The following is a 17,634-nucleotide window of genomic DNA, read 5'->3' as shown; positions in this document are numbered from 1 at the left end:
GGCCGTCGTGCACCCGTTGAGGAAGAACCGTCCCCTGCGCCGGATCGTGCTGTCCGGAGCCGCCACCGTCTGCGGAACGGTCCTGCTGCTGTCGTTGAAGCCGCACACGAGCACGGCCGTGGCGGTGGCCGTCCCGCCCGCCGCCTCGGCCGGGTCGGGCGCGGCCGGCTCCTCCGGTTCCACCGGCTCGGGTTCGTCCGGTTCGTCGGGCACCAGGACCGTCACCGGGGAGACCGTCCAGACCCGTTGGGGCCCCGTCCAGGTGCGGATCACCCTGAAGGACGGCAGGCTGACCGAGGTCACCGCGGTCACCTACCCGCAGGAGAACCCGCGGGACCAGGAGATCAACAGCTACGCCGTCCCCGAGCTGCGACGGGAGGCGCTGGCGGCGCAGAGCGCGGACATCGACACCGTCTCGGGGGCGACGTACACGAGCGACGGTTACCGCCGGTCACTCCAGTCCGCACTCGACTCGGCGGAAAGCTGAACACTCGGGAGACTCCGCACGTATGTGTGGGCCAAGGGTCAAGTCTCCACGGAGGAACCGTGACCACCACGCTCGCGGGCGGCCGTGCCGCCCGACGCCAGACGATGCGCCGCATCCGTCCGCGCCGCTCCCCTGCCGTCCCCCTGCTGCTCGCCGTATGGGCGGGCGCGATGGGGGTCCTGTGGCTGTGGTGGCACAACACACCGTCGATCGCCGACGACAACAGCAAGATCCTCAACGCGGGCCGGATCACCGGTCTGCTGGCCGGGTACCTGATGGCGCTCGTCGTCCTGCAGATGGCCCGGGTCCCCGCGCTGGAGCGGCGGGTGGGCTCCGACCGGGTGGCCCGCTGGCACGCGATGAGCGGCCGCTACACGCTGTCCCTGGTCATCGCGCACGTCTTCCTCACCATGTGGGGCTACGCGCTCCAGGGCGGCAGGACGCTGGGCGACATCGTCCAGCAGACGATCGACTCCATCAACCAGCTCCCGGACATGGGCAAGGCCGCCATCGGCACGGGCCTGCTGGTCGTCATCGGACTGGTGTCGGTCGGCGGCATCCGCAGGCTGATGCCGTACGACACCTGGTACCACATCCATCTGATGACGTACGCGGCCGTGTTCCTGACGTTCTGGCACCAGATCACCACCGGCAACGACTTCGCCGTGGAGCCGGTCGCGAAGACCGCGTGGTACGCGCTGTACGGCTCGGTCACCGCGCTGGTCCTCTGGTACCGCATCCTCACCCCGATCCGGCTGAACCTGCGGCACCGGATGCGGGTCGAGGCGGTCATCGAGGAGACGCCCGGCATCGTGTCGGTGCTGATCGGCGGACGCAGGCTGCACCGGATGGGCGCGGAGGCGGGTCACTTCTTCCGCTGGCGGTTCCTGGCCCCGGGCATGCGCTTCAGCTCGCACCCGTACTCGCTGTCGGCGGCGCCCCGCCCGGACATGCTGCGGATCACCGTCAAGGCGATCGGCGACCACAGCGCCGCGCTGCGCAAGTTGCAGCCCGGCACCCGGGTGTGGGCCGAGGGCCCGTACGGGGCGATGACCGCCTCCCGGCGCAGCCAGGGCAAGGTGCTGCTGGTCGCGGGAGGGGTCGGCATCACCCCGATGCGGGCGCTGTTCGAGACGCTGCCCGGCGCGGCCGGTGACATCACCCTGCTCTACCGCGCCAACACCACCCAGGACCTGGCGCTGTGGGACGAGCTGTCCAAGATCGCCGCCGAGCGTGGCGCCCGGCTGATGTACGCGGTCAACAGCCCCGAGGGCGAGCGCCCCGACATCTCCGCCGAGACGCTGCGCCGCAAGATCGGGGACATCGAGCGCCACGACGTCTTCATGTGCGGGCCGCCCGGCTTCGCCCAGCAGGTGTACGAGGCACTGCGCGGCGCGGGGGTCCCCGCCCGGCGCATCCATCACGAGTCGTTCGAGATGTGAGCGACGGGAGCCAGGAGCGATGAAGAAGAGCCACCCCCTGCGGCGTATCGTGCTCGCGACCGCCGCCACCGTGTCCGGAATCGTGCTGCTGCTGTCGCTGAAGCCGACGACCGACCCGAACGCCGCGCAGGCCGCCGGCGCGATCCCGCAGCAGACGGCCGCGGCACAGGAGTCGGCCCAGGGCGGCGCCGCGGCCGCCGGGTCCGGCACCGTCACCGGACGCGTGGCCCAGACCCAGTACGGTCCCGTCCAGGTGCGCCTGACCATGAGCGGCGGCAAGATCACCAAGGCGGAGGCGGTGCAGGCGCCCAGCGGCGGCACCAGCAGCCAGAAGACCGAACTGTCCGTGCCCAAGCTCAACCAGGAGGCGGTCGCCGCGCAGAGCGCGGACATCGACGCCGTCTCCGGCGCCACGTACACCAGCGCCGGCTACAAGCAGTCCCTCCAGTCCGCGCTGGACCAGGCGAAGGCCGCGGGCGGCTCCTCGACGGGGGGCAACACGGGGAGCGGCAACGGCGGCGGCAAGGCCTCGGCCCCGGCCGCGCAGGCCCGTACCGTCACCGGCAGCGTGGCGCAGACCCAGTACGGCCCGGTCCAGGTCCGGATCACGGTCAGCGGCGGCAAGATCACCAAGGCGGAGGCGGTGCAGGCGCCCAGCGGCGGCACCAGCAGCCAGAAGACCGAACTGTCCGTACCGAAGCTCAACCAGGAGGCGGTGGCGGCCGGCAGCGCGGACATCGACGCGGTGTCGGGGGCGACCTACACCAGCACCGGCTACAAGCAGTCCCTCCAGTCCGCCCTGGACCAGGTCGGTGGCTGAGTCGGTGGCCGAGTCGGAGACCGGTTCCGCGCAGGATCCCGCCCCGGTACGGCACGCGGAGGAGGTCATGGGGACCGTCTTCTCCTTCGACGTCCGGGGCGGGGAGCCCGGCGCCGTGCGGGCCGCGCTCGACGCGGCCGTCGCCGAACTGCACCGGGCCGACGACGTGTTCAGCACCTACCGCGAGAACAGCGAGCTCTCCCGGCTGGCCCGGGGCGAACTGTCCGTCGAGGAGTGCGCTCCCGAGGTGGCCGAGGTGCTGGAGCTGGGCGCGCAGGCGGAACGGCTGAGCGAGGGCTGGTTCAGCACCACGTACCAGGGGCGTCTGGACCCGACCGGGATCGTCAAGGGCTGGGCGGCCGAGCGGGCCGCCCGGCGGCTGGCGGCCGTCCCCGGGGTGATTGGGGTGAGCGTGAACGGTGGCGGCGACGTCCAGCTGTCGGGCACCCCGGGGCCGCAGCGGCCGTGGCGCGTGGGGGTGTCCGACCCGCTCCGGCCGGGCGGGCTCGCGGCGGTGATCTCGGCCGCCGGGACGGACCGGCTGGCGGTGGCCACCTCCGGCACGGCGGAGCGGGGCGCGCACATCGTGGATCCGCGCACCGGGCGTTCGGCGGTGACCGACCTGGTGGCCGTGACCGTGGTCGGCCCCTCGCTGACCTGGGCCGACTGCTGGGCCACGGCCGCCTTCGCGATGGGCTCGCGCCAGGCGCTCGACTGGCTGGAGGAGCTGCCGGAGGTGGAGGCGCTGCTGATCACGGCCGGCGACGAGGTGCGGTGCACCGGAGGGCTCGGGGCCCGGCTGGGCTGAGCACCGCTCAGGTCCCGCCCGTCGGCCGTTTCCAGGCTTTTGCCCCGGAACGCCATCCCCCGCCGGTTCTGGAACGTATCTCCTGTGCAGCAAGTTCCAGGAGGAACGTCATGTCCATCTTCCGCAATCTCATCCCCGCCGTGCGCCGCGACCACGGCGACTTCAGCTCGCACGGTGACGACAGCTCGATGCACGGACACGGTCACGACCACGGCGACTTCGAGGACCACGGCCACCGTCACGGCCACGGCTTCGGTCACGACCACGACCACGGTCACGGCCACGGCCACGGCCACGGCGGCTACTGACCGCGGCCGCGCACCGGACGGACCGGGGACCCCAGGGCCCCGGTCCGCCGGGTGATTCCCCCGCAGGACCCCGCGGGACCTCCCTCATGGCGCATGCCTCACGACTGCGACGGCTCATGTCGGCGGGCGAGACCTCCGACGTGGTGGCGGCCGCGCCCCCGGTGCCTCCGCTCGCGGTGTTCCGCCGGTTCTGGCCCTACACCCGCGGCGGACGGCGCTGGTTCGTTCCCGTCGTGCTCTTCACCCTGGTCGGCCCCGGCCTCGACGCCGCCGAGCTCTGGCTCTTCAAGATCCTGGTGGACGACGTGCTCGTACCCCGGGCGGTCGGACCGCTGCGGTGGATCGCGCCGATGTACCTGGCACTCGTCGTCGGCTCCGGCGTGCTCGGGTTCGCCGACGACGTGACGTCCACCTGGGTCGGCGAACACTTCCTGCTGACCCTGCGCTCCGATGTGTTCCGGCACGTCCAGGGTCTGTCGCTCGGCTTCTTCGAACGCCGTCGGCTCGGGGACGTGCTGTCGCGTCTGACCGGCGACGTCGACGCCGTGGAGACCTTCCTGCTGTCGGGGGTGACGGACGCCCTCGCCTGTCTGGTGCGCCTGGGCGTCTTCCTCGGCCTGCTGTTCGTCCTCCAGTGGGATCTGACCCTGCTCGCCCTCGTCCTCGTCCCGCTGTTCTGGGCCGCGGCCCGGCACTTCTCCGGGCTGGTCAAGGACGCGGCCCGGGAGCGCCGGCTGCGCAGCGGCTCGCTCGGCGCGGTCGCCGAGGAGACGCTGGGCAATGTCGCCCTGGTGCAGGCGTACAACCGGCAGGACTGGGAGCAGCGCCGGTTCGAGCGGGAGAACACCGGCCGGTTCCGGGCCGCGATGGCCTCGGCGCGGATCCACGCCGTCTACGCGCCCGTCGTCGAGCTCATCGAGGTGTGCGGCGTCCTCTCGGTCCTGGGTCTGGGTACCTGGAAGCTGGCCCAGGGGCAGCTCACGCTGGGCGGCCTGCTGGTCTTCCTGGCGCTGATCGGCAAGCTCTACGGCCCGGTCCGCGGCCTGTCCCGGCTCGGCACCACGTTCTACGCGGCGTCCGCCTCGGCGGAACGGATCATCGAACTCCTCGACCAGCGGCCTCAGGTGGTCGAGCGGGCCCGGGCCCGGCGGCTCGGCCGGGCCCGGGGCGAGGTGGAGTTCGACGGTGTCTGCTTCCGCTATCCCGGAACGCCGTCCCGGGCGCTGTCGGAGGTGTCGTTCCACGTGGCGCCCGGCGAGACGCTGGCGCTGGTCGGGGCCAGCGGGGCCGGGAAGTCGACGGCCGCCCGGCTGCTGCTGCGCTTCTACGACCCCGACCGGGGAAGCGTCCGCCTCGACGGCACGGATCTGCGCGAGCTGTGCCTGGCCGACGTGCGGGACAGCGTCGCGGTGGTCCTCCAGGAGACGCTCGTGCTGCACGGCACCGTACGGGAGAACATCGCCTACGGGCGGCCGGGGGCGACCGAGGCGGAGATCGTCGCGGCGGCCCGCGCCGCCGACGCGCACGAGTTCGTCGAGGCGCTGCCCCAGGGCTACGACACTCCGGTCGGCCAGCGCGGCCGCGCGCTCTCCGGGGGGCAGCGCCAGCGGCTGGCCATCGCCCGCGCGATGATCAGGGACGCGCCGGTGCTCCTCCTCGACGAGCCGACCACGGGCCTCGACGTGCGCTCGAGCCTACGGATCATGGACCCGCTGCGCCGGCTCATGGCGGGCCGGACGACCGTCGTGATCTCCCACAATCTGCTGACCGTCCGGGACGCCACCCGCGTCGTGGTGCTCGACCACGGCCGCGTCGTCGAGAGCGGCACCCATGCCGGTCTGCTCGCCCGCGGCGGCCCGTACGCCCGGCTGCACCGGCTGCACGCCCTGGCCGGTACCACGACCCCGGGGGCGGTGCTGCCATGAGCGTCCCGCCGCTGGCGCCCGGTGCCCGGCCGGTCTTGGGGTACGAGGTCCTGGCCCCGCTGGCCCGCACCGGCTGGCTCGACGTCTACGACGTCTGGAGCGAGGAACGGGACTGCCGCTGTGTGCTCAAGGCCCTGCGTCCCGACTGCCGCGACCCGGCCGCCCTGGGTGAACGGCTGCTGCGGGAGGGCCGGTGGCTGCGGGACTTCAGCCATCCGCATCTGGTCCGCGCGTACGAGACGTTCGATTCGCCGCAGCCGTTGGTGGTGCTGGAGACCCTGACCGGCGAGACGCTGTCCCACCTCGTGCACCGTCTGCGGCGCCGGCCGTCCGCCGCCGACGTGGCGCTGCTCGGGGTGCAGTTGTGCTCCGCGGTCCGCTATCTGCACGGCCGGGGGCTGCTGCACCTGGACCTCAAGCCGTCGAACGTCGTGGTGGAGCTCGGCCGTGCCAAGGTGCTGGACCTGAGTTCCGCCCGGCCGCCCGGTCCCGCGCCCCCGAGGGTGGGCACCCCCCGCTATCGTGCGCCGGAGCAGACCCGCGGCGGCCCGCTGTCGACGGCCGCCGACGTGTGGGGCATCGGCATCACCCTGTACGAACTCGCCACCGGCGACGTACCGGCCTACGACGTACCGGCCGACGGCGGCAGCGCGGGCACGGCGCAGGCGGGCGGCCGGGGCGCGTCCGGCGGGTACGACGCGTGCCCGGTCCCGCCGGTCGCCGTCCGGCGGCGGCTGCCCGGCGCGCTCGCGGCGGCCGTCGACGGCTGTCTGCGCGCCGATCCCTCGACCCGGCCCTCGGTCGGCGAACTGGCCGCCGTGCTCGACGCGACCCTGCCCGGCCCCGCCCGCCGCCGGGCCCGCCGCGACTGAGCCGTCGACCGGCCGCGGAGGCGCATGTCGTCGCTGGGGACGGCCGTCGCCGGGAGGCGGTCGGTGCCGGGGACAGGTCGCCCCGGAGGCCGGATCGCCCCCCTAGGTCAGGTCGTCGTGCCGCCGGTGAAGCGGCCGGTGGCGAGGACCGTGCCGTCGGGTGCGGTCAGCCGGGCCCCGGTGAGGGTCGCCGGGTCGACGGAGGCGGCCGCACCCCATTCGCCGTATCCGTTGCGCAGGGCGAAGGTGCCCACCCGGACCGTGCTGCCGTCCGAGCGCTCCAGCGCGCAGCGGACCTGCCCGGAGTACGGGGTACCGGCGGCGGCGAGATCGACGGACATGTAGATCCAGCCCGGCTCGCCGGGGTGGGCGTAGACGTCGCCGGCCGGGCGGGCGGTGGCGGTCGAGATCAGGTCTCCCATCAGCAGGCGTGCCTCGGCCGTCACGGGGGCGTGCGCGGGCGGGGAGGCCGTGACGTTCTCGACGGCGGTGCCGACCGCCCACCCCAGGACGCCGGACGCCAGGGCGAACGCGGCCACGGCGGACGCGGTCCGCAGTCGGACGGCCCGCAGCCGGCCCCGGAGCGGACCGCGGGCGGGGCCGGTCGCCCGCGGGCGCGTCTCGCCCGCGTGCGCCGTCGCGTCCTTCTCCAGCGCGCGCGCCACCCGGGTCTCGAAGCCGAGCGGCGGCTCGCGGCCCGGCAGCAGACCGATCAGCCCGTCGCCCACCAGGGTCATGTGCTCGACGTACTCCCGGCAGGCGGCGCACCGGTCCAGATGCGCGACCGCCTCCGCCCGTTCCCGGCCGGGCAGTACGCCCAGGGCCAGCTCGGCGCCGATCTCCCGCAGCCTCTCGCAGGTCACGTCATTGGACATGGTCCCCTCGATTCGGCGCCGCGAGGGTGCCGCGCAGCTTCCCCATCGCGGTCCTGATCCGGGTCTTGGCGGTACCCAGCGGGATCTGCTCCCGGTCGGCGATCTGCCGGGCCGTCATGCCGTAGACGCCTGCCATCACCAGGGCACGGCCCTGTTCCCGGGGCAGCCGTGCCACGGCGGCCCGCAGCCGGGACGAGGCCTCGTCGGCCAGCGCCCACTCCTCGGGGGTGTCGGTCACGGCGTCGAGGAGGGCGTCCAGGTCCTCGGGTGCCACCGGCTCGGCGCGCCGGGCGCGGACGGCGTCGATGGCGAGGTTGTGCGCGATCGTCGTCAGCCAGGTGGTGACCGAGCCCCGGCGGGAGTCGTAGATCTGGGCGTGCCGCCACGCGCGCTCGAAGGTCTGCTGGGCGATGTCCTCGGCCAGTTGCGGGTCCCCGGTGACGGCGATGGCGACACCGAAGACCGTGCGCTGGAACCTCCGTACGAAGGTCACGGCCAGTTCCGGGTCACCGGTGGCCAGCCCGGCGAGCAGAGCCTCGTCCGGGAGACGGCCCACGGGGAACCGGAAACTCGGCACACCCTTGTATACGGTCCGCCTCCGGCAGGAGATTGCCCGGCCGCCGCGGAAGATCACCTTTCCATTCTGCGCCGGTCCTCCGGCGGCCACGACCCGTCGACCGGCGGCAGCCGACAGCCGCCGACGGACAGCCGTCAGCCGGGTCAGTGGCCGTTCTGCGCCAGTCGCAGCAGATGGTCGGCCAGCGCCTGCCCGCCGGTCGGGTTCCGGCTGATCAGCATCAGGGTGTCGTCGCCGGCGATGGTGCCCAGGATGTCGTGCAGTTCCGCCTGGTCGATCGCCGAGGCGAGGAACTGGGCCGCCCCCGGCGGGGTGCGCAGGACCACGAGGTTGGCGGAGGCCTCCGCGGAGATCAGCAGCTCCTGGGAGAGGCGCCGCATGCGCTCCTCCTTCGCCGACTCCCCCAGCGGGGCGCGCGGGGTGCGGAAGCCGCCCTCGCTGGGGACCGCGTAGATCAGGTCGCCGTCGTTGTTGCGGATCTTCACCGCGTTGAGCTCGTCCAGGTCCCGGGAGAGCGTCGCCTGGGTGACGGTCAGCCCGTCGTCGGCGAGGAGCTTCGCCAACTGGCTCTGGGAGCGCACCGGTTGCCGGTTGAGGATGTCCACGATCCGGCGGTGGCGTGCGGTGCGGGTCTGCGGTACGGCCGGTCCCCCGGTCTGGTCGTGGTCCTGCGCCTGGCTCATCGTCGTCTCATTCCCCGGATCATCCGTCCCCCTTGGCCACGTCCAGGATGCCGGGCATCGCCCTGAGCAGCGCGTCCACGTCGTCGTCGCCGAGGTTCAGCGCCGGCATCAGCCGTACGACATCGGGTGCGGGCGCGTTCACGAGGAAACCGGCGTCCTGGGCCGCCTGCTGCACCTGCTGCGCGAGCGGCTCGGTGAGCACGATACCCAGCAGGAGTCCGGCGCCCCTGACGTGGTCGATCGACGGGTGGCCGAGCGACTCGATCCCGGCGCGCAGCCGCTCGCCCTGGTTCTTGACGTTCTGGAGGAGACCGTCCGCGGCGATCGTGTCGAGGACGGCGAGTCCGGCCGCGCAGGCGACGGGGTTGCCGCCGAAGGTCGTGCCGTGCCGGCCGGGGCCCAGCAGTTCGGCGGCGCGTCCGAAGGCGACGGTCGCGCCGAGCGGCAGCCCGCCGCCGAGGCCCTTGGCGAGCGTGACGACGTCGGGCAGGACGCCCTCGTGGGCCTGGTACTCGAACCAGTGCCCGGTGCGGCCGACACCGGTCTGCACCTCGTCGAGGACGAGCAGCGCGCCGGTGGCGGCGGTGATCGCGCGGGCGGCCTTCAGATAGCCCGCGGGCGGGACGACGACACCCTTCTCGCCCTGGATGGGCTCGATGACGACCAGCGCGGTCTCCTCGGTCACCGCGGCGGCCAGCGCCTGCGCGTCGCCGTAGGGCACGTGGGTGACGTCACCGGGCAGCGGCAGGAACGGCTCCCGCTTGCCGGGCTGGCCGGTGAGCGCGAGCGCGCCCATGGTGCGGCCGTGGAAGCCGCCCTGGGTGGCGACCATGTGGGTCCGCCCGGTCAGCCGGCCGATCTTGAAGGCGGCCTCGTTGGCCTCGGCGCCGGAGTTGCAGAAGTAGACCTTGCCGTCCCGGCCGAAGTGCTGGAGCAGCCGTTCGGCGAGGGCGACGGGCGGTTCGGCGACGAAGAGGTTGGAGACATGGCCGAGGGAGGCGATCTGCCGGCTGACGGCCTCGACGACCGCGGGGTGGGCGTGGCCGAGCGCGTTGACCGCGATGCCGCCGACGAAGTCGACGTACTCCTTGCCGTCGGCGTCCCACACCCGGGTGCCCGCGCCGCGTACGAGGGGCAGCCGCGGGGTGCCGTAGTTGTTCATGAGCGCGCCCTGCCACCGCTGGGTGAGGTCCTCGTTGGCGGTCATGCGTTCTCCCCCTCCTCGTCCGGCACGACCATCGTGCCGATGCCTTCGTCCGTGAAGATCTCCAGCAGGATCGAGTGCTGGACCCGGCCGTCGATGACGCGGGCGGTGTTCACGCCGTTGCGTACGGCGTGCAGGCAGCCCTCCATCTTCGGCACCATGCCGGACGACAGCTCCGGCAGGAGCTTCTCCAGCTGGGCGGCGGTGAGGCGGCTGATCACCTCGTCGCTGTGCGGCCAGTCCTCGTACAGTCCCTCGACGTCGGTGAGGACCATGAGGGTCTCGGCCCCCAGTGCAGCAGCGAGTGCCGCAGCCGCCGTATCAGCATTGACGTTGTAGACATGTCCGTCGTCCTGGCTCCGGGCGATCGAGGAGACGACCGGGATGCGGCCGTCGGCGAGGAGTGCCTCGATGGCGCCCGTGTCGATCGCGGTGATCTCGCCCACCCGCCCGATGTCGACCGGCTCGCCGTCGATCTCGGGCCGGTGCTTGGTGGCGGTGATGGTGTGCGCGTCCTCGCCGGTGAGGCCGACGGCGAGCGGGCCGTGCTGGTTGAGCAGTCCGACCAGCTCGCGCTGGACCTGCCCGGCCAGCACCATGCGTACGACGTCCATGGCGTCCTCGGTGGTGACCCGCAGGCCCGCCTTGAACTCGCTGACGATGCCGTGCCGGTCGAGGGCCGCGCTGATCTGCGGGCCGCCGCCGTGCACGACGACCGGCTTGAGGCCGGCGTGGTGCAGGAACACGATGTCCTGCGCGAACGCGGCCTTGAGCTGGTCGTCGATCATGGCGTTGCCGCCGAACTTGACGACGACGGTCTTGCCGTTGTGCCGGGTCAGCCAGGGCAGCGCCTCGATGAGGATCTCGGCCTTGGGCAGGGCGGTGTGCCTGCGTGTGGTGCTCATGAGCTGTACGCGCTGTTCTCGTGGACGTAGTCCGCGGTGAGGTCGTTGGTCCAGATGGTGGCGGTCTCGGAGCCGGCCGCGAGGTCGGCGACGACGTGCACCTCGCGGTAGCGCATGTCGACCTTGTCGCGGTCCTCGCCGACGCCGCCGTCCTTGCACACCCAGACGCCGTTGATGGCGACGTTCAGCCGGTCGGGCTCGAAGGCGGCGGAGGTGGTGCCGATCGCGGACAGCACGCGTCCCCAGTTGGGGTCCTCGCCGTGGATGGCGCACTTGAGGAGGTTGTTGCGGGCGATGGAGCGGCCCACCTCGACGGCGTCCTCCTCGGTCGCGGCGTTGACCACCTCGACCTTGATGTCCTTGCTGGCGCCCTCGGCGTCCCGGATGAGCTGCTGGCCGAGGTCGTCGCAGACGGTCCGTACCGCCTCGGCGAACTCCGCGTACCCGGGGGTGCTGCCGGAGGCGCCGGAGGCGAGCAGCAGCACGGTGTCGTTGGTGGACATGCAGCCGTCGGAGTCGACCCGGTCGAAGGTCGTACGGGTCGCGGCGCGCAGGGCCCGGTCCAGTACGTCGCTGTCGAGGTCGGCGTCGGTGGTCAGGACGACGAGCATGGTGGCCAGGCCGGGGGCGAGCATGCCGGCGCCCTTGGCCATGCCGCCGACGGTCCAGCCGTCCCGGGTGACGACGGACGTCTTGTGGACGGTGTCGGTGGTCTTGATGGCGATGGCGGCCTTCTCGCCGCCGTGCTCGCCGAGGGCGGCGGCCGCGGTCTCGATCCCCGGCAGCAGCTTGTCCATGGGCAGCAGGACGCCGATGAGCCCGGTCGAGGCGACGGCGACCTCGGCGGCGTTGTGGCCGAGGACGTCCGCGACCTTCTCGGCGGTGGCGTGGGTGTCCTGGAAGCCCTTCGGCCCGGTGCAGGCGTTGGCGCCGCCGGAGTTGAGGACGACCGCGGTGACCGAGCCGCCCTTGAGGACCTGCTCGGACCACAGCACCGGCGCGGCCTTCACACGGTTGGAGGTGAAGACGCCGGCGGCGGCGCGGCGGGGCCCCTCGTTGACCACGAGGGCCAGGTCGGGGTTGCCGTTCTCCTTGATCCCGGCGGCGATGCCCGCCGCCGTGAATCCCTTGGCTGCCGTGACGCTCACGGTGCGACTCCGATCGTGGAAAGCCCGGTGGTCTCGTCGAGTCCCAGGGCGATGTTCATGCTCTGGACGGCACCGCCCGCGGTGCCCTTGGTCAGGTTGTCGATGGCGCTGATCGCGATGATGCGGCCCGCCGCCTCGTCGTACGCGACCTGCACCTGAACGGCGTTGGAACCGTAGACGGACGCCGTGGCGGGCCAGCGGCCCTCGGGGAGCAGATGGACGAAGGGCTCGTCGGCGAAGGCCTTGGTGTAGGCGGCGCGCACCGATTCGGCGGTGACGCCCGGCCGGGCCTTGGCGCTGCACGTGGCGAGGATGCCGCGGGGCATCGGCGCGAGGGTCGGGGTGAAGGAGACGGTGACCGGCTCACCCGCGGCCGCGGCCAGGTTCTGCATCATCTCGGGGGTGTGCCGGTGGCCGCCGCCGACGCCGTAGGGCGTCATGGAGCCCATGACCTCGCTGCCCAGCAGGTGCGCCTTGGGTGCCTTGCCCGCGCCGGAGGTGCCGGAGGCGGCGACGACCACGGCCTCGGTCTCGGCCAGTGCGGCGGCGTACGCGGGGAACAGGGCGAGGGTGACGGCGGTCGGGTAGCAACCGGGCACCGCGATGCGCTTGGACCCCTCCAGCGCGGCGCGGGCACCCGGAAGTTCGGGGAGGCCGTAGGGCCAGGTACCGGCGTGCGCGGAGCCGTAGAACCGCTCCCAGTCGGCCGCGTCCTTGAGCCGGAAGTCGGCGCCCATGTCGACCACGAGGACGTCCGGGCCGAGCTGTTCGGCGACGGCGGCGGACTGTCCGTGCGGCAGGGCGAGGAAGACGACGTCGTGCCCGGCGAGCGTCTCGGGCGTGGTCGCGGCCAGTACCCGGTCGGCCAGCGGCAGCAGGTGCGGCTGGAGCGCGCCGAGCCGCTCGCCCGCGTTGGTGTTGCCGGTCAGGGCGCCGATCTCGATCTCGGGGTGCGCGAGGAGGAGCCGCAGGACCTCTCCGCCCGCATATCCGCTCGCTCCGGCCACCGCTGCTCGTACCGCCATGTCACCCTCCTCCTGGATGGCATGACTATACGTATCGCTGCACGTTTATGCAATCTCCCGGACGGCGCCCCTCCCGGCGTCCCGGACGGCACCCGCCCCGGGATCCGCCCCGGGATCCGTGGCGGCGGGCCTCTCGGGATCCCGGACGGCAGACCGCTCGGACGACATGACCCAGCGGGAGACCACGAACGTCACCGGGACCGCCGCCATGGACGCGGCGAGCGGGGCGAAGCGGCTCCCCTGGTGCAGGACGTCGACGATCACGTACACGCCCGCCGTGGTGATCAGGAAATTGGCCGCATTCGTCAGCGGGAACAGCAGGAATTTCCGCCAGGTCGGCCGGGTCCGATAGGTGAAGCGCGCATTGAGAAAGAAAGAACCGGTCATGCTCAGTAAAAATGCAAACACATGAGCGGCCAGATAGGGCAAGGAGATGAGAAACAGAAGGTAAAGACCGTAGTACGTGGCCGTGTTGACCACACCGATCACGGCGAAGGTGAGGATCTGCCGGCGCACGGGGCGCCGTCTCTCGGCGGGCATCACTGAATCAGGTCTTCCACTCGTCGTACGTTGGTCGCCTTCACCAGGAAGTGCGGGCGCCGCTTCACCTCGTAGTAGATCCGGCCCGTGTACTCCCCGATGACCCCCAGCATGGTCATCTGGACCCCGCAGAGCGCCGTGACAGCGGTGATGACCGTGACATAGCCGGGCGTCTGCACGCCGTTGACCAGTGCGGCGACCACGATCCACGCCGTGTACAGCCCGGCGCACAGCAGCAGGGCCATGCCGAGGTAGAGCGCGGCCCGCAGCGGACGGTTGTTGAACGACAGCAGTCCGTCGATCCCGTAGTTGAGCAGACCCCGCAGGCTCCACGAGCTGCGGCCGTGCTCGCGCACCGCGTTCTCGTACTCGAAGGTGGTGGCGGCGAACCCCACCCAGGCGAACAGGCCCTTGGAGAAGCGGTTGTACTCGCTGAGCGACAGGACCGCGTCCACCACGCGGCGGGACAGCAGCCGGAAGTCCCCCGCCCCGTCCACGAGCTCGACGTCGACGAGCCGGTTGACGAGCCGGTAGTACAGCCGGGCGGTGACGGTGCGCAGCATCCGGTCGCCGCTCCGGGTGCGCTTGGCGATGACCTGGTCGAAGCCCTGTTCGCACAGGTCCACCATGCGGGTGATCAGTTCGGGCGGGTGCTGGAGGTCCGAGTCCATGACGACCACGCAGTCCCCCGAGGCGTGGTGCAGTCCGGCCAGCAGCGCCGCCTCCTTGCCGAAGTTCCGGCTGAAGGAGACGTAGCGCACGCGCGGGTCGTGGGCCGCCAGCCGCATCAGGACCGCCAGCGTACGGTCGCGGCTGCCGTCGTCGACGTACACGAACTCCATGTCGTGACCGCGTGGCAGGAGCTCCTCCGCGACCCGCTGGACGTGGTCGTGGAAGCGCTCGATGACGTCTTCCTCGTTGTAGCAGGGTGCGACGATCGAGATGAGCATGGTTCTCCCCCTGTGGCGCGGCGTCAGAGCGCCACTCGTGCGTCGGCTCGGTCGGTCGGTCGGGTGGTCGTCGAGGGTGTCCTCGCCCGCCGTCCGCGGACGGCGGTGAGCGCGCCGAGCAGGGCCAGCGCCAGCAGCGACACACCCCCGACCGTGGCGCCCAGGCGCAGCCCGGGCGGGTGGAAGGTGCAGGTGAGACTGGTCGAGGTGCCGTCGAGCGGGACGGCGATCAGTCCGTGGTAGCTCTCGGCGGGTACGGGGGCGGCCGCGCCCGTGGCGCAGCGCCAGCCGGCGATCCGCGGGGCCGCCAGGACCGCGGTTCCGCGGCTGCCCGCGGGCAGCACGGCCCGGACGGTGCCGTCGGAGACGCTCACCTCGGTGGCGCCGGTCGCCGTGAGGTGTTCGACCGCGGTGCGCAGCCGGGCGGTGTCCAGGCAGCCGACCGCGCCGTCCGGGACGACGCTCGTCCCGTCCGGGGACAGCTCGATCGTGAGGTGTCCGGTGGCGGGCACCCGGCCGAGCCGCTGCATGGAGGCGATCGCGGTGGCGAGGCGGTCGGAGCGGAAGCGGCCGGTCGGGGCCGTCTCCGGGGCACCGGCCAGGCGGGCGGTGCCCGCGAAGCGCGGTGCCCACAGGTAGACCTCGCTGCCGGGCCGACAGTGGGCCGTGACCGTCGGCCGCCCGGTGGTCCCGGGGGCGACCGGGCCGAGGCGCGCGCCGGGGCGCCCGTCGGCGCTGCGGCGCGCCGGCGTGCCGGCGGCGGTGCGCACGGTCAGGCGGGGCACGGTGTAGACGCGGGTGCCGAGCAGCAGTTCCTGGTTGCGGTACGGGGACGGGCCGAAGGCGGGCAGGTCCGCGCCGGTGCCGGACGGCCGCACCGTGACCAGCGGCGGCACCGGCTGCCGGGACACGGTGGTCCGGCTGCCGTCCTGGGGGAACCGCTTCTGGTCCGGGTCCGGCGGGGAGTGCACCCGGGCGCCGACGGAGAAGATCGCGTCCGTGACGGCGTTGTCCAGGCTCTGCAGGTTGCGGCCCCGGGAGGTCCAGCCGTCCCCGAGCGCGGTGAGGGTGCGGCTGAGGACGTCGGAGGTGAGGCTGCTGTAGTACTGGGCGCCCTGGCCGCCCACCACCATCGGGTCGTTGGCGACGGTCTGCTCCCGGCCCGGGTCGGTGCGGTAGCGGGGCCAGCCGTCGGCCTCGGCGATCAGCTCCGCCTGGGTCTGCCGGCGGGCGCCCCAGGGGCTGTGGTCGTCCATGCCGGCCGCCCGCGACCGCGCGGCCACCGCGGAGGTGGCGGCGGCCTCGCCGAACTGTCCGCCGAGCAGCAGGACGGCGGCCGTCCCGGCGAGGACGGCGCGGCGGCGGCCGCCCGGGCGGGGAGCGCCACCCGGACGGGCAGTGCCGTCCGGGCGCGGCGTGCCGCCCGGGCCGTCCAGGTCGCCCGGGTCGTCCGTGGCCTGCGCGCGGCCCAGCAGGGCCAGCCCGGTCAGCGCCGCCAGAGCGGCGAGCAGGGCGATCGGCAGGGTGAAGGAGTGGCGCGCGGGCATGCTGCCCGCCGCCCCGGCCATGACCAGACCGAGCAGCCCGGCCACCGCGAGCAGCGCGCGCGGACCGGGAGGACCGTACGAGAGCGAGGTCCAGGCGGCGATCACCAGCATCCCGCACAGCACGAAGGTCTGCCGGTACGCGCTGCCCTGCGGAGTGGCGAAGGCGTGCCAGACCAGATGGGTCGGCCCCCAGCGCATCGACAGGGTCATCGCCACCACCAGCAGCGTCCACCCGGCGCGCACCCGCAGGGGAACGGCCCGGTGGAAGGGCAGGGCGAGGGCGAGCAGCAGCGCCGCGGTGCCCACGTAGGCGGCCGGGCTGCTGAAGCTGTACGACGTCGGCAGCAGGTGGGCCAGCAGGTACTCGAACGCCAGCGGCCGGAACTCGGTGACCCGGCCCGGATAGGCGTGCCTGGTGCCGAAGTACACGACGACCACCAGCGGCGCGGCCAGTCCGATGCCGAGCACGGCGCTCAGCACCGCCCGGCCCGCCGCCACGAGCAGTCGCCGCACCGGGAGGCCGGACAGCGACAGCCGCAGCAGCAGCACCAGACCGGCGCCGAGGGTGGCCATGTACGCCGTGTAGAAGTTGGCGATCCAGGCGAGAGCCACGACCAGCGCCCCGAGCACCGGCCGCCGTCCGTGCAGCGCCCATTCGCCGACCAGGCACAGCAGCGGCAGCGCGATGAGTCCGTCGAGCCACATCGGGTTGACCGTGGCCATCAGCACGCTCCAGCCGCACAGGGCGTAGGAGGCGCCGAGCAGTCCCGCGGCCCACCAGCGGCCGGGCCGCAGCGCCAGCAGCAGCCAGGCCATGGCCGCGCCGGCACAGGCCGTCTTCAGCACGGTGATCACGTACACCGCGAGGTCGATCTCGTCCCGCGGGAAGAGCCCCACGAGCAGGGCGAACGGGCTGCCCAGATAGGTGCCGAGGTCGGGCAGGAAGCTGGAGCCGAACCCGGACCGCCAGTTCATCAGCAGGCCGCCGTCGGCCCGGCCGTGCAGCAGGTCCCACAGGTGCGCGTGGAACGGCACGTACTGGTTTCCCAGGTCGCTGACGTTGCGGCTGCGCGGCCCGAAGGGGTAGCTGCGCGCCACGACGTCGGCGACGCAGGAGACGAGGACCGCGACGGCCGCCGCGAGCAGGGCGGCGGCCTGTTCCGGCCGGACGGCCGGGCGGGGCGGCCGGAGCCGGAGACGGAACCGGGGGGTCCGGCCGGACCGCGCCGGGGCGGACGGTGCGGGTGCGCTCGGCGGCACCGGGGAGGCGGTCTGTTTCACACCCTGCTCCGGTACGGACGGCGCCGCGTGTTCCTGTGAGGAATGCCACATGGAGAGGCGGTGAGCAAAGTCGGGCGTTCCATTGTCCGCAGGCCCCCCGGGGAAGTGGCACACATGGCGTCTCGTCCAGGGGCGTCACTTCCCCCGCATTATCGATCCGCCGCCTTAGACGGGTCTGGATTCCGAATGGTTGTGCCGTGGAGGGGAATTGGTGAAGGTCCTTTAGAAATCGGGCAG

17 protein-coding genes are annotated in these 17,634 nt (G+C 72.9%); 7 read left to right on the top strand and 10 right to left on the bottom strand.

Annotation, left to right across the window (positions count from 1 at the left end; genetic code table 11):
- The first annotated feature begins 7 nt into the window (after nucleotides 1–7).
- The 7 genes from ACZ60B_RS22905 (at nucleotide 8) to ACZ60B_RS22875 (ending at nucleotide 6,662) form a co-directional block, all read left to right on the top strand.
- A complete protein-coding gene (locus ACZ60B_RS22905) occupies nucleotides 8–487 on the top strand; it encodes an FMN-binding protein (RefSeq protein ID WP_469389739.1) in 480 nt (159 codons plus the stop codon).
- Between the two features lie 59 nt (nucleotides 488–546).
- Nucleotides 547–1,929 (top strand): ferredoxin reductase family protein, encoded by a 1,383-nt coding sequence (locus ACZ60B_RS22900; RefSeq protein ID WP_469389737.1) that lies wholly within the window; start codon nucleotides 547–549, stop codon nucleotides 1,927–1,929.
- Nucleotides 1,930–1,948: 19 nt separating this feature from the next.
- Nucleotides 1,949–2,749, top strand: a complete 801-nt coding sequence (locus ACZ60B_RS22895) for an FMN-binding protein (protein WP_469389735.1) — start codon at nucleotides 1,949–1,951, stop codon at nucleotides 2,747–2,749.
- Between the two features lie 67 nt (nucleotides 2,750–2,816).
- Complete coding sequence (locus tag ACZ60B_RS22890; RefSeq protein WP_469389797.1) at nucleotides 2,817–3,557, top strand: FAD:protein FMN transferase; 741 nt, start codon at nucleotides 2,817–2,819, stop codon at nucleotides 3,555–3,557.
- Between the two features lie 110 nt (nucleotides 3,558–3,667).
- Complete coding sequence (locus tag ACZ60B_RS22885; protein ID WP_469389733.1) at nucleotides 3,668–3,865, top strand: hypothetical protein; 198 nt, start codon at nucleotides 3,668–3,670, stop codon at nucleotides 3,863–3,865.
- Between the two features lie 86 nt (nucleotides 3,866–3,951).
- Nucleotides 3,952–5,790 carry an ABC transporter ATP-binding protein gene (locus ACZ60B_RS22880; protein WP_469389731.1) on the top strand — a complete coding sequence of 613 codons (1,839 nt, stop codon included), beginning with the start codon at nucleotides 3,952–3,954 and terminating at the stop codon, nucleotides 5,788–5,790.
- Entirely contained in the window at nucleotides 5,787–6,662 is an 876-nt protein-coding gene (locus ACZ60B_RS22875; RefSeq protein ID WP_469389729.1) for a serine/threonine-protein kinase, read from the top strand. Before ACZ60B_RS22880 ends, ACZ60B_RS22875 begins: the two co-directional genes overlap by 4 nt.
- Nucleotides 6,663–6,769: 107 nt before the next feature.
- On the opposite strand, the gene ACZ60B_RS22870 is transcribed toward ACZ60B_RS22875, so the two are convergent.
- The 10 genes from ACZ60B_RS22870 to ACZ60B_RS22825 all read right to left on the bottom strand — a co-directional run bounded on the left by ACZ60B_RS22870 (nucleotide 6,770) and on the right by ACZ60B_RS22825 (nucleotide 17,448).
- On the bottom strand, nucleotides 6,770–7,537 hold the full coding sequence (locus ACZ60B_RS22870; RefSeq protein ID WP_469389727.1) for a hypothetical protein: 768 nt from the start codon (nucleotides 7,535–7,537) through the stop codon (nucleotides 6,770–6,772).
- Entirely contained in the window at nucleotides 7,527–8,114 is a 588-nt protein-coding gene (locus ACZ60B_RS22865) for an RNA polymerase sigma factor (protein ID WP_469389725.1), read from the bottom strand. The genes ACZ60B_RS22870 and ACZ60B_RS22865 overlap by 11 nt, the downstream gene beginning before the upstream one ends.
- 143 nt (nucleotides 8,115–8,257) lie before the next feature.
- Complete coding sequence (locus ACZ60B_RS22860) at nucleotides 8,258–8,797, bottom strand: arginine repressor (RefSeq protein WP_152887942.1); 540 nt, start codon at nucleotides 8,795–8,797, stop codon at nucleotides 8,258–8,260.
- A gap of 19 nt (nucleotides 8,798–8,816) precedes the next feature.
- The gene (locus ACZ60B_RS22855; protein WP_469389723.1) at nucleotides 8,817–10,004 is read right to left on the bottom strand and encodes an acetylornithine transaminase; all 1,188 of its coding nucleotides are present in this window, start codon (nucleotides 10,002–10,004) and stop codon (nucleotides 8,817–8,819) included.
- Nucleotides 10,001–10,906 (bottom strand): acetylglutamate kinase, encoded by a 906-nt coding sequence (gene argB, locus ACZ60B_RS22850; RefSeq protein WP_450665969.1) that lies wholly within the window; start codon nucleotides 10,904–10,906, stop codon nucleotides 10,001–10,003. Before argB ends, ACZ60B_RS22855 begins: the two co-directional genes overlap by 4 nt.
- Nucleotides 10,903–12,054, bottom strand: a complete 1,152-nt coding sequence (gene argJ / locus ACZ60B_RS22845) for a bifunctional glutamate N-acetyltransferase/amino-acid acetyltransferase ArgJ (protein WP_469389721.1) — start codon at nucleotides 12,052–12,054, stop codon at nucleotides 10,903–10,905. Before argJ ends, argB begins: the two co-directional genes overlap by 4 nt.
- Nucleotides 12,051–13,079 carry an N-acetyl-gamma-glutamyl-phosphate reductase gene (gene argC, locus ACZ60B_RS22840; RefSeq protein ID WP_469389719.1) on the bottom strand — a complete coding sequence of 343 codons (1,029 nt, stop codon included), beginning with the start codon at nucleotides 13,077–13,079 and terminating at the stop codon, nucleotides 12,051–12,053. Before argC ends, argJ begins: the two co-directional genes overlap by 4 nt.
- A 45-nt stretch (nucleotides 13,080–13,124) precedes the next feature.
- On the bottom strand, nucleotides 13,125–13,619 hold the full coding sequence (locus ACZ60B_RS22835) for a GtrA family protein (protein ID WP_469389717.1): 495 nt from the start codon (nucleotides 13,617–13,619) through the stop codon (nucleotides 13,125–13,127).
- A complete protein-coding gene (locus ACZ60B_RS22830) occupies nucleotides 13,619–14,569 on the bottom strand; it encodes a glycosyltransferase family 2 protein (RefSeq protein WP_469389715.1) in 951 nt (316 codons plus the stop codon). Before ACZ60B_RS22830 ends, ACZ60B_RS22835 begins: the two co-directional genes overlap by 1 nt.
- A 23-nt stretch (nucleotides 14,570–14,592) precedes the next feature.
- Nucleotides 14,593–17,448, bottom strand: a complete 2,856-nt coding sequence (locus tag ACZ60B_RS22825; RefSeq protein ID WP_469389713.1) for a YfhO family protein — start codon at nucleotides 17,446–17,448, stop codon at nucleotides 14,593–14,595.
- Between the last annotated feature and the right edge of the window lie 186 nt (nucleotides 17,449–17,634).

The sequence above is a fragment of the Streptomyces sp. NPDC104096 genome (assembly GCF_055584385.1).
This window is presented reverse-complemented; position numbering and strand designations above follow the sequence as displayed.

Bases quoted from the DNA above. Each gene is read 5' to 3' on its own strand.
- ACZ60B_RS22895 (WP_469389735.1), top strand. From the start codon at position 1,949: ATGAAGAAGAGCCACCCCCTGCGGCGTATCGTGCTCGCGACCGCCGCC.
- ACZ60B_RS22890 (WP_469389797.1), top strand. From the start codon at position 2,817: ATGGGGACCGTCTTCTCCTTCGACGTCCGGGGCGGGGAGCCCGGCGCC.
- ACZ60B_RS22885 (WP_469389733.1), top strand. From the start codon at position 3,668: ATGTCCATCTTCCGCAATCTCATCCCCGCCGTGCGCCGCGACCACGGC.
- ACZ60B_RS22880 (WP_469389731.1), top strand. From the start codon at position 3,952: ATGGCGCATGCCTCACGACTGCGACGGCTCATGTCGGCGGGCGAGACC.
- ACZ60B_RS22875 (WP_469389729.1), top strand. From the start codon at position 5,787: ATGAGCGTCCCGCCGCTGGCGCCCGGTGCCCGGCCGGTCTTGGGGTAC.
- ACZ60B_RS22870 (WP_469389727.1), bottom strand. From the start codon at position 7,537: ATGTCCAATGACGTGACCTGCGAGAGGCTGCGGGAGATCGGCGCCGAG.
- ACZ60B_RS22860 (WP_152887942.1), bottom strand. From the start codon at position 8,797: ATGAGCCAGGCGCAGGACCACGACCAGACCGGGGGACCGGCCGTACCG.
- ACZ60B_RS22855 (WP_469389723.1), bottom strand. From the start codon at position 10,004: ATGACCGCCAACGAGGACCTCACCCAGCGGTGGCAGGGCGCGCTCATG.
- argB (WP_450665969.1), bottom strand. From the start codon at position 10,906: ATGAGCACCACACGCAGGCACACCGCCCTGCCCAAGGCCGAGATCCTC.
- argC (WP_469389719.1), bottom strand. From the start codon at position 13,079: ATGGCGGTACGAGCAGCGGTGGCCGGAGCGAGCGGATATGCGGGCGGA.
- ACZ60B_RS22835 (WP_469389717.1), bottom strand. From the start codon at position 13,619: ATGCCCGCCGAGAGACGGCGCCCCGTGCGCCGGCAGATCCTCACCTTC.
- ACZ60B_RS22830 (WP_469389715.1), bottom strand. From the start codon at position 14,569: ATGCTCATCTCGATCGTCGCACCCTGCTACAACGAGGAAGACGTCATC.
- ACZ60B_RS22825 (WP_469389713.1), bottom strand. From the start codon at position 17,448: ATGTGGCATTCCTCACAGGAACACGCGGCGCCGTCCGTACCGGAGCAG.